Origin of the sequence: Hyphomonas oceanitis SCH89 (genome assembly GCF_000685295.1) — a bacterium.
Taxonomy (GTDB): domain Bacteria; phylum Pseudomonadota; class Alphaproteobacteria; order Caulobacterales; family Hyphomonadaceae; genus Hyphomonas; species Hyphomonas oceanitis.
Genome location: NZ_ARYL01000057.1, coordinates 1 through 10,739, shown reverse-complemented (window position 1 = coordinate 10,739; position 10,739 = coordinate 1). Strand labels below are relative to the sequence as shown.

The following is a 10,739-nucleotide window of genomic DNA, read 5'->3' as shown; positions in this document are numbered from 1 at the left end:
AACAATCCGCTACTACGAATCCATCGGTCTGTTGCCGGACCCTGGACGCACAACTGGGGGGCAACGCGTCTACGATACGGCTACCCAGCAACGCTTATCGTTCATCAGGCAATCCCGTGACCTGGGCTTTCCTGTTGAGGCGATCCGTGAACTAATCGCGTTGCAAATGACGCCTGACGAAGATTGCGCGAAGGTGGACAAGGTCGCGCGACACCATCTGGCGGAAGTAGATCGACGCCTCAAGCAATTGAGGGCTTTGAAACGGGAACTTCAGGGCATGATCACGTCTTGTGAAGGCGGCGAAGTGGCCTGTTGCGCAATCATGGAAAGCATCTCCAACGCGGCTTCATATCCCCTGTAGACCTACATCCACAGCAGGTCTGTCATCTTCAAAGAACGTCGAAATTGGCTTTTGACCCTCTATCGGCTGTAGAGAATAAAGAGGCGACAATTGAGAAGTGAACCGCGCTTGAACCCGGTTTTGCCAATCGGGTTTGAAATGATCGTAGGACACTAAGTGTCGCTGTCTTGTGGGCTGAATCATTCAGCTTGTAGATAAGCACAAAATGCTGGGATCATTGGATGTTCAGGGTCTCGGGTCACTCAGCACCAGCTCATTTCGCTTATGCCGGGTTCCCGCAACAATTCACGGATGTTCGCTTCGATGACGCGGTACCCCAGATTTCCATAGAGCTTCTGACGGCCCTGATTGAGCACAAAAGTCGGACTGCCCTCGATCTTGAGCTGATCTCGTTGAAAGTTATCGGCGGCCAGTGAAGCGAACGCCGCACCATTGTTGATCTCGGCCTCCACCGGGGCAATTGGAATGCCGATCTGTTCAGCGATCGCATGCTGAACCCTGCGCTGGGAGATGTCGCGGCACTCTTGGAAAAAAGCGCGACGCAGCTGCCAGATCAGTTGCGCTGAAAGAGGGCCGCCAACACCGGAATTGCCTCCACCTTCAGATTTCAGCTCCACAATCTGGACAGCTTTGATGAACAGATGTGCACTGTCCGAACTCGCTGGCTTGGTTGTAAGCCAAATTTCGGGATGGACGTCGATGTGGCTGAATGTCTTCCCGACCTCTCGCAGATGCCGATTGAATCCCGCATAGGCTCCTTTGTCGGCCCATCCCCGCGAAATCTTGTCGGCGGAATTTCCAAAGACGGAGCAGAACCTATATTCAATTTGAACGTCCGCACCGAAGTTTCTGGCAATCTCTTCAAGCCGGATTTGGGACGCATAGGCCCAAATACAGAGGACGTCCGAGAAATATGTGATTGAAACAGGCATAATCGTTACCACTTTCGTTTTCCAGGGTTTGAGAAGGTGCGATCGAAACGCGGTCTTTCCACTCGCAAATTAGCATGATCGCAATGGCATCCAAATTCGCGTGACCATTTGCTTTTCCAGTGGCGAAGAAACACTGCTCAACGCCATTTTCCAAATGGCATTCCATCTGATTTCAATCGACCGGGGGGAACATGGTGAAATATCGTGTGGCTCAAGGTTTACGGGGACAGAACGCTAAAATGTCGATAGCGTCCAGCACCACGGCGAGCCTTAGAATGTCGTTCCCCCGAATCCGCTCATCATACCCCCCCGGCCGGGTGCCGGCTCCTGACTTTGTTCACTCGTGCGCGCCTTCGCCTTAGTCGCGAGAGTAATGTCTTGCGCGTGGACATCGCGAGCAGCCGCGCTGACAAAGAAGCGGACTGATCAACCAGAACCTTTTCGTTCTCTACATACACGCGCCAACCTCATGGCTCAGTTTCAATTTTTCATCTCGAATTCGACTGAGTGTGCGCGTGTTCAAATGTCAAAATCGACAACGACGTAGCAGCGGCGCCTGAGTTGCGACACTGCCGTACCAGCGTTAGAGAGTCACCGTGAGCGGCGTCCACACGCACGCGGCATGATTTTCCGGCAGGTCGCAGATAAGCAGCGACACCGTGACGGTGGTAATTCCGGATTCCCAAACGCATGGACTTTTCGAAGGTAAAAATGATCCATTCGTGTAGGATGGAAAGGGTCAGGCTCCGACAGACAGATGATGGCTGGAAAATTGCTCGCATCCATTGGTCGTCCGCGCTGATCATTGGTGAGCACGAAGATTGACGACCAATATCTGAAAAACGTGCGAGACTCAAAAAATTCTGTACAGGATCAGAATCCTGTCACCGTCCATTCGCTCCTCCAATCACAAATCCGAGAGCTCGACCTGCATCAGGGACGAAATACCCTTAGTGGGTATGTTGCCTTGTGTATTGGTCTTATCGAACATAGGCTGACGTCATGTGTTCGGTAGCGCCGAATGTCACTATCAGTACTGATCAGGCAAGCCTGCTTAATGCAGTCTCGAAACCAAATGGAGATGAATATGACAACCTCTTTGACAATTGGAAGACGTACGGCAGTTCTCGTGTCGGCAGGCATAGCTCTGGCCCTGACGGGCTGCGCCAACCTGAATGGTGCATCAGAAAATATCGACGCCAGCACATCGGAAACACAGTCAATGACATTGGCCGAAAAAGACGCCATGCGGGCAAAGTGCGAAACCATGCAGGCGTCCATGATGGCGAAGATGGCCGAAGGCGGAATGATGCAAGGCGATGGGATGATGCAGGGTGGCGGGATGGCTGCCGATCACATGATGAGTCCTGAAATGAAAGCGCAGCATAAGGCCTGTATGGATACGTTTCCTGAAATGAAAGCCGAAATGCGCGCGAAATGCGAAGCGCATATGGCTGATGGAATGGGACAGGGCATGATGGACCATGGCGCAATGAGTGGATCCTGCCCGATGATGAAATCAGACACCAACACTACTGGAGACGAGCAATGAAGATCGTTCCTTTAGGCCACGCGTTATCACTGTTTCTCGCGATCACCTTCACGCTATGCATGCTGTGGGGTTTGACCGTGCCAATGCACGCGATGATGGGCAACACGCAGGTCAACATGCACATGCATCAAGGCTGGGCAGCCTTCATGCCGGGATTCCATTGGTCAATTGCCGGATACCTTGTCGGTCTTGCGTGGGCCTATGCGTATGGCTGGTACACGGCACTTCTATTCGTGCCGCTTTATAATTTCTTCAACAAGAAAAGCCCGGCCTGACCGCAGCGCGGCATTCCCAGCGTGGACATACAATTTGCTTATTTCCTACGGGAATGCTGTCCGCCCGGTGGCAATGTCCCCCCGTGCTGTAGTCGTCGCTTGGGGTGACTGTTGCCGCGACAAGCGTTGTGTCAGCTTAGGTGAGAAGGCTGACGACAGGGCCAGTCGCGGCAGGACAACCAGCCTTCATCCAGCACTTCTGGTGTTCGTCTGAAATCAGCATTACCGAACTTAATTGCGGCAACGTCACTATTTTCGGCGCCCGCCCAGGACTGCGACGAGCTCCTCGATCTTCTCCCGACGCACAGCAACATCTTCTCCTGACAGGGCCTGATGCACGCAGGTGTCCAGGTGATCATCCAGAATCAGCGCTTCCAGCCCACTGAGAGCCGCCTTGATTGCCTGAATCTGACGAACGACGTCAATGCAATAGCGGTCTTCGGAAATCATGCCGCCCACACCCCGCACCTGTCCTGCTATCCGGGCCAGTCGTTTGGTCGCCGCTTCGCGCGTCTTGTCCATCATGAAATATACCTTCGCAGGGTATATAGGACATAATAATTCCAAGACAATAGTCATAGCGGCAGAGCGAAGAAAGCAGCGTTTTGCAGATGCACCGGACACCGTTGAGAGCGGGAGGGTCTACTGATGGGGGCGCCCGGAAATACAATCGAGGCTGCGTTTCACGGAAGGCTGGCGTGTCGAAGCCCTGGAGCTGGAACTGACGCCTTGTCCACTGGCGTTTCATGCGCTCGGATTCCGTTTCGATTTTGGCAACCCTTAAGGGCCCATAATCTCTTTAGCTCGCCCCATCTATGGAGCTGATGACCCGCAAGCACTCATGCCGCAGGTAGAGACACGCCCCTCCCGGTGGAATTAGCAGATTGTCTTGAGGGGGACGGGATTCTCTTACGTAATAATGCGTATCGCCAGCTCTTCGGAACAGGAAACGCCCTTTGCTCCCGCACCATATACTCATATTGCCTTGCCGACCTATCTATCTATGCGAGGTACGTGGTGATGGAACTTTTGGCGACGGTTTTGACTTTCCTGAGTTCCTTGCCCCTCCCCTGCCCTCACCCTGGAGACATTGATGAACCGACCACTCAAATCGATCAGTTACCTTGCAACGGCGCTCGCAATGTTCGCCGGGGCCGCATCGGCGCAGATGCCAGGCGACAAAATGGATCATGACAGGATGGATATGCCGGCAAGCGCAAGCATGCGCCCATCCCACATGTTTGAAGGTGTGGGAAAAGTCGTCGCAATTGATCTCGAAAACCGAAAGATCGGTCTGGATCACGGTCCCGTCCCTGCCCTTCACTGGCCTGCGATGAAGATGGCCTTCCACGTGCTCGACAGTGTCGACCTGTCCTCGGTCAACCCTGGTGATCGGGTTCAGTTTACGCTGCATAAAGTCGAGAACGGCCACTATCCGATTGCTGAAATCTGCTTGACCAGCGACACGGAGATCAGTCCGGGCCTCTGTGCGGCAGGTTCCCGGGCCGGTCATGGGGCACACTAGACCGGCTGCGGCCATCACGGCGGCTCCGGAGATGCACACTATTGTCAGACAAATGAATTCAGGGCGTACAATATGATAAACAGACGGAATCTGCTTCAATCAGGTGTGGGCGCGGGACTGGCGCTCGGCGTATCCGGTATCCTGCCTGCCTGGGCTCGGAGCGCGAGCGAAGGCAATCTCGGAATTCCCGCACTTTCAGGCAAGGACTTCGATCTTTCGATCTCTTCATTCCCGGTACGGATTAATGGAAAAACCGGCATGGCGACGGGCATTAACGGCTCAGTCCCTGGCCCGCTTGTCCGGTTCAGGGAGGGTGACGATATCAGCGTCAACGTCACGAACATGCTGACGGAGGATACGTCAATTCACTGGCACGGACTGCTTGTCCCATTCCATATGGACGGTGTTCCCGGCATTGCCTTCCCAGGCATCAAGCCCGGAGAGACCTTTAACTACAAATGGAACCTCGCTCAAAACGGCACCTATTGGTATCATTCACACTCCGGACTTCAGGAGCAACTCGGTCATTACGGGCCTTTGATCATCGATCCTAAGGATGCCGATCCGGTGGCCTATGACCGCGAATACGTACTTGTCCTCTCCGACTGGAGTTTCGAAAGCCCGCACCGGATCTTCTCCAAACTGAAAAAAGCAGGACCGACCTACAACTTCCAGCAGCGAACGGTCGGCGATTTCTTCGAAGACGTTTCGAAAAAGGGATTTGGTCAGACCCTTCAGGATCGCGCCATGTGGAACCAGATGCGGATGTCACAGACCGACTGGGCAGACGTCACGGCGGCGACCTATACTTATCTGATCAATGGTCGCTCCACTCAGGACAACTGGGACGCCTTATTCGTGCCTGGAGAACGCGTACGTTTGCGCATCATCAACGGATCGGCCATGTCGATTTTCAACTTCAGAATTCCCGGTTTGGCGATGACTGTCGTTGCGTCTGACGGTCTGAACGTGAAGCCGGTGGAGACGGACGAGTTCCAGATTGGCGTAGCTGAAACTTACGATGTGATCGTCGAACCGACAGAAGCGCGGGCCTTTGCAATGGTCGCGGAATCGATTGACCGGTCGGGCCAGGTCGTCGCGACGCTTGCGCCGCAACAGGGCATGCGCGCGGCCCCGCCGGAAATGCGTGAGCCCGTCTTGCTGACAATGAAGGACATGGGAATGGGAGGCATGGATCACGGTGCCATGCCAGACATGCAGAAAGCGGACGCTGCCCCCATGCCAGGGATGGACCACAGTGCGATGCCCGGGATGGAAGGGATGGACCACGGCGCGATGCCGGGAATGGAACATGGCGGAATGTCCGGCATGGAATCCATGGACAACCTGGCATCCGGCGTTGAGCGCGGTCCGGGTGTGGTTGGAATTGCCATGAACCCGGTCAACCGCCTTGATGAGCCCGGACAGGGGCTCGGCAATGTCGACCATCGCGTTCTGCGGTATTCACAGCTTCGCAGCCTCGATCGCAATCCGGACCTTCGTGCACCTGAACGCGAAATCGAACTGCATCTGACCAGCAACATGGAACGGTATATGTGGTCATTTGACGGGGTCAGATTTGCGCACATCAAGGAGCCGATCAAGTTCTACAAGGGTGAGCGGCTGCGGCTGACTATGATCAATGATACGATGATGCCCCATCCGATCCACCTGCACGGCATGTTCTTCGATGTCGTGAACGGGGGAAACGATCACAAGCCGCGCAAACACACAATCGTTGTCAAACCCGGTGAGAAACTCTCGGTCGACATCTCCGCCGAGCATGTCGGTGACTGGGCGTTCCACTGCCACCTTCTCTACCACATGCACGCCGGCATGATGCAGGTCGTCTCGGTTCTGGACGAACCAAATCCCTATGCGAGTTCAATGCCGGACATGATGAACATGGAAGGAATGGAGATGGAAGGCATGGACCATAGCAAGATGGATCACTCCGGAATGAGTGGCATGGATATGCCGGATATGCACACCGGGGAGAAGAATTAATGCGTTTCACGATCGTTTCTTCCATCGCTGCCGGTCTGGCTATGTCGGGTTTTACATTCGGGATGCCTGCGTTCGCCCAGCAAGAAGGCAATCAACAAGGGATACAGACCAGCGAAGAGCCGCTCTGGTCGCAGGCAGATGCCTATTATGGAACGGCAGAGATGGCCAAAGCTCGCGAAGAAGTCTTGCACGAGGGCGGTGCTCAGCCAACATATTACGTATTGTTCAACCAGCTGGAAACTCAGAGCGCTGACGGCCGCGATGACCTCTATTGGAATGGACAAGCCTGGTATGGCGGCGACATCAACAAGATCTGGTTCAAGACAGAAGGCAAGTCGTCGTTGAACAATGGCGATGTTGAGGATGCCGAATTACAGGCCCTCTACTCCCGGGCGATTGCACCGTACTGGAACCTCCAGGCAGGCGTTCGGCACGACTTCAAACCGGACAGTCTGGATTATGCTGTCATTGGCGTGCAAGGCCTGGCTCCATACTTCTTTGAAATAGATGTGTCTGCCTTCCTGAGCAGTGAGGGGAATGTGTCGGCCCGAGCCGAGATTGAGTATGACCTGCTTCTGACGCAGCGGCTTATCCTCCAGCCCCGTATTGAGGCCAATCTCTCTCTACAAGACGTTCCCGAGAGAATGTTGGGAGCGGGCCTCAATAACATAGATGCTGGTCTGCGCCTTCGTTACGAGATCAAACGCGAATTCGCGCCTTATATCGGCGTCGAATGGCAAGGCAATTTCGGCGACACGAAAAATTTCATCCAAGCGACTGGAGGCGAGACGGACAAAACCGTCTTTGTCGCTGGCGTTAGAACCTGGTTTTAGGAGAACCAAAATGAACAGTCTCATCGAACCCAATATTCACCCCATTCTGGTTCACTTTGCATACGCCTTGTCGATTACGGCAGTCGCCGCCTACCTGCTCTCCAGGTTTCCCCCCGCTTCCAGATGGCGCGATACGCTCGCGCCTGCTGCCGACTGGATGCTGGCCTTTGGCGCGCTTGCGATCATCGCAACGATCATTGCCGGGCTGCAGGCCTACTACACGGTGGACCATGACGCGCCATCGCATGCGGCAATGACGACCCATCGAAACTGGGCCGTCCCTTCAGGAAGCGCGATCATTCTTCTGGCGATATGGCGCTGGACCAACCGGGGAAAGGCTGCATCAGCTGTTTTCATTGCAGGCCTGACAGCAGCGGCGCTGGCTTTGACCGTAACGGCCTGGTGGGGCGGCACGATTGTCTACAGCTATGGTCTCGGCGTTAAAAGTCTACCGACAGTAACCGGTGACGGGCATGACCACGATCATGGTGGCGGCACGCCAACAATGCCCGAAGACCACGACATGAGTACGATGGACGCCATTGGACCAGAAGACGATGATCATGGCGCCGCTGGCGGAATGGCCGGGACGACGGGCCATGACAATTCTGACGGCCACCACGCGCCGGCTCCCGCCGCGCATGACGCTGGCGATGGCCATCATGACACCGAAAGTTCTGTTCCCGCCGGCATCGTTCCGGAAACACCAGGCACACCTGCCGGTGTGGTTGACGCGTTCCACAGCGCGCTCAAATCCGGTGACAGCAAGACCATAAGCGGGCTGACAGACCCAGCTGTGATTATAGCAGAGGGGGGCAGTGTCGAACGGTCCCTGGAAGTATATGCCGGTCACCATATGCCAGCCGACATGGCCTATACGGCGGCGGTCTCGTTTGACCTGAAGGACCGCCAGGTGCTCCAGTCCGGCGACATGGCGACGGTGATTTCGCAGTCCGACGCCACCGGCACCTACGAAGGCAAGGCGATCCACATGCAAACCATGGAAACGATGGTCCTGCAGCGCGAAGGTGGCACCTGGAAGATCACCCATATCCACTGGTCGTCTTCGCCGGTCACCGACGATCATTCACACTGATCGATGACGCAGGCAGATCGCAATTCCGTCTACAATCCGAATGCGGATGTTCATGGCCTGATAGGGGTGGGTTCGTTGCATGCTGGCTTTATCGCCGCGAAACGCATTTTGTTGCGGGCAAAGGGACGAGAGGCCGACCGTCCGCCTGATCGGGCCAGAGGATGGATTGCGATCAGCGGGTTCTTCGTCCTGGCCGCACGGACAATGCCCCGGCCAATCGTTGGGCAATCAATACAGGGGCACACGTTTCGAAGGCCCACGTCCCGACCGTGTTCAGATTCAGTCGGCGTCGTTCGATGACCGATCCGTGGGTCGCGCTTCATGCAAGCCTTCTGGCAGCGCAATCGGTATTTCAAAGGGTTATGACGGCGCCCCGGAGTTCGCCCCTGGATCGCAGGATCAGCGAAATGGGATTCATGTCGGCAGATATCGGCGTACTGTTTGCGGAGACCCCGGGTCTCTTTGCTGGCGCCGCCTCGGAGAATACCGCCACCCTGGTCGAGGCGATAGCGGGCGTGTTCGCCGGTTTGAAACAAGCCGGCAGTCGAACGAGCGGATCGGATATGGAGGACATCGCGGCCGTATGCGACATGAGCGAAACCGCGATCAGCGAATTTCTCAGCAAGATCACCCAGGCGCAATCCCCATGAGTGCGCGCGCGTGGTCTGGCGCTTTGGTGATTGGGGTCGGCTGGGCAATGCTTGACGCGCAGATCGGCGAAAATGACGGGCATGCGCATTTAGCCCATCAGATCATACTTGGTCTGGATGGCGCGGTCGTGATCACAGCCGCGAGCGAGATAACCGCGCCAAAAGGTAAAGCTGTACTGATCCCCGCAGGGCAAACACATGCGGTCGGTCCGAAAGGACGCCAGACGCGCTCAGTCTATGTTGATCCACGGTTCTCAGGGGTCAGAAATGATCTGAAAGACGGTCCCCTGGTCTTCCTTCATGATGATGTGTCTGCAGCTCTGAGAGATATTGGCAATGTACACCAGGCGCGCCACTGGGCCAGAATGTTTGCAGGACGCTTGCCCGGCTCTGCGATAGATGCGCGCCTGCAGACCGCGTTTGACAATGCCGACGCGCTCGTCAGCCCGGCGGCACTGGCGCGCGCCCTGTCGCTGTCACCAGGCCGGCTGCGTGACATCGTGATGTCAGATTTCGGGGTGCCGCCAAGCAAGCTTCTGCAATGGCTGCAATTGCTTGGCGCCGCAAAAGCGCTTGAGGCGTCGGCCAGCCTGGCTGATGCCGCTGCTGCGGGCGGGTTCTCAGACCAAGCGCATTTCACGCGGCGACTGCGGCAATGGTTCGGCGTGACCCCGAAAGTCGGCCTATCTGGTCTGGAGGTCTCCATTGATGACCCCATCTGAACCGTTAACCCATTCAAGACCCGGTTCGGCGTTCAGGCCACTGACGCTCTCCAAATCAAGGAGAGTCGCCATCTTGTCCGTGTTCAAGCGTCTGTATGCCCCAACCTTCTTTCTTGGCTTTCTCGCCGCCGCTCTGACGTTGGCGGGAACGGGGGGATCGCTTATCTGGCTGCCCGCGCTGGTGGTCGTGGCCATCTTAACGTCTTGCCTGGCCGAGAGGATCGCTCCGCACGAACCGGTCTGGAACAAGCCGGATCATGACCGCGTCCGCGACATATGCCATGCCGTGGTCAATGAGGGCACGATTATTGTATTGGTCGTTCTGCTTGCGGTCTTTGCGGCGGTCATACCTTGGGCACCTCTCTGGCCTTCAAGTCTCCCGCTATGGGCTGACGTCGCGCTGTCGATCATTATGCTTGATACCGGAATTACGCTGGTCCATTTCGCCAGTCATCGGGTGAGCTTGCTTTGGCGTTTCCATGCCGTTCATCACTCGGTGAAACGCATGTATGGCTTTAATGGCCAGCTCAAGCATCCCGTCCGCCAAACTCTGGAAATCATGGGCGGCACCCTGCCCTGGCTATTGCTCGGTATTCCGACCGAAGTCGCTGCGTTAGCAACCTTTGCAGTCGCTGTGCAGCTGCTGTTGCAGCATTCCAATGTCGACATGAAGATCGGACCTCTCAAATATGTCTGGGCAGTCGCCCCGGCTCACCGTCACCACCATGTCGCGTCGGCGCAGGACGGCGACGTCAATTTCGGGCTCTTCCTCACACTCTGGGATTT

Annotated in this window: 12 protein-coding genes; 10 read left to right on the top strand and 2 right to left on the bottom strand. The window is 55.9% G+C overall.

Features of this window, described 5'->3' with window-relative positions:
- Window positions 1-361: MerR family transcriptional regulator (locus tag HOC_RS19240; protein ID WP_035541612.1), on the top strand; the 361-nt coding region annotated here is incomplete at its 5' end.
- A 242-nt stretch (window positions 362-603) separates the two neighbouring features.
- Here the strand turns inward: HOC_RS19240 and HOC_RS19235 are convergent.
- Complete coding sequence (locus HOC_RS19235; RefSeq protein WP_206741617.1) at window positions 604-1,305, bottom strand: DsbA family oxidoreductase; 702 nt, start codon at window positions 1,303-1,305, stop codon at window positions 604-606.
- Window positions 1,306-2,374: 1,069 nt separating this feature from the next.
- Here HOC_RS19235 and HOC_RS19230 point away from each other — a divergent pair.
- Window positions 2,375-2,845 carry a hypothetical protein gene (locus HOC_RS19230; protein ID WP_156950555.1) on the top strand — a complete coding sequence of 157 codons (471 nt, stop codon included), beginning with the start codon at window positions 2,375-2,377 and terminating at the stop codon, window positions 2,843-2,845.
- Window positions 2,842-3,120, top strand: a complete 279-nt coding sequence (locus tag HOC_RS19225; RefSeq protein ID WP_035541605.1) for a hypothetical protein — start codon at window positions 2,842-2,844, stop codon at window positions 3,118-3,120. The genes HOC_RS19230 and HOC_RS19225 overlap by 4 nt, the downstream gene beginning before the upstream one ends.
- Window positions 3,121-3,369: 249 nt before the next feature.
- Here HOC_RS19225 and HOC_RS19220 read toward each other — a convergent pair whose 3' ends face one another.
- Complete coding sequence (locus HOC_RS19220) at window positions 3,370-3,645, bottom strand: metal-sensitive transcriptional regulator (protein WP_034742915.1); 276 nt, start codon at window positions 3,643-3,645, stop codon at window positions 3,370-3,372.
- A 568-nt stretch (window positions 3,646-4,213) separates the two neighbouring features.
- On the opposite strand from HOC_RS19220, the gene HOC_RS19215 reads away from it, so the two are divergent.
- The 7 genes from HOC_RS19215 to HOC_RS19185 form a co-directional block, all read left to right on the top strand.
- Window positions 4,214-4,645: a copper-binding protein gene (locus HOC_RS19215; RefSeq protein WP_051625125.1), complete on the top strand. Its 432-nt coding sequence runs from the start codon at window positions 4,214-4,216 to the stop codon at window positions 4,643-4,645.
- A gap of 72 nt (window positions 4,646-4,717) precedes the next feature.
- Complete coding sequence (locus HOC_RS19210) at window positions 4,718-6,652, top strand: copper resistance system multicopper oxidase (protein WP_035541603.1); 1,935 nt, start codon at window positions 4,718-4,720, stop codon at window positions 6,650-6,652.
- Entirely contained in the window at window positions 6,652-7,485 is an 834-nt protein-coding gene (locus HOC_RS19205) for a copper resistance protein B (RefSeq protein WP_241767095.1), read from the top strand. Before HOC_RS19210 ends, HOC_RS19205 begins: the two co-directional genes overlap by 1 nt.
- 10 nt (window positions 7,486-7,495) lie before the next feature.
- Window positions 7,496-8,581 (top strand): DUF2231 domain-containing protein, encoded by a 1,086-nt coding sequence (locus tag HOC_RS19200; protein ID WP_035541599.1) that lies wholly within the window; start codon window positions 7,496-7,498, stop codon window positions 8,579-8,581.
- Between the two features lie 296 nt (window positions 8,582-8,877).
- The gene (locus HOC_RS22445; protein ID WP_035541596.1) at window positions 8,878-9,231 is read left to right on the top strand and encodes a hypothetical protein; all 354 of its coding nucleotides are present in this window, start codon (window positions 8,878-8,880) and stop codon (window positions 9,229-9,231) included.
- Complete coding sequence (locus HOC_RS22440; RefSeq protein WP_051625124.1) at window positions 9,228-9,953, top strand: helix-turn-helix domain-containing protein; 726 nt, start codon at window positions 9,228-9,230, stop codon at window positions 9,951-9,953. The genes HOC_RS22445 and HOC_RS22440 overlap by 4 nt, the downstream gene beginning before the upstream one ends.
- Window positions 9,954-10,032: 79 nt before the next feature.
- A partial coding sequence (locus HOC_RS19185; protein WP_035541614.1) for a sterol desaturase family protein occupies window positions 10,033-10,739 on the top strand: 707 nt, incomplete at its 3' end.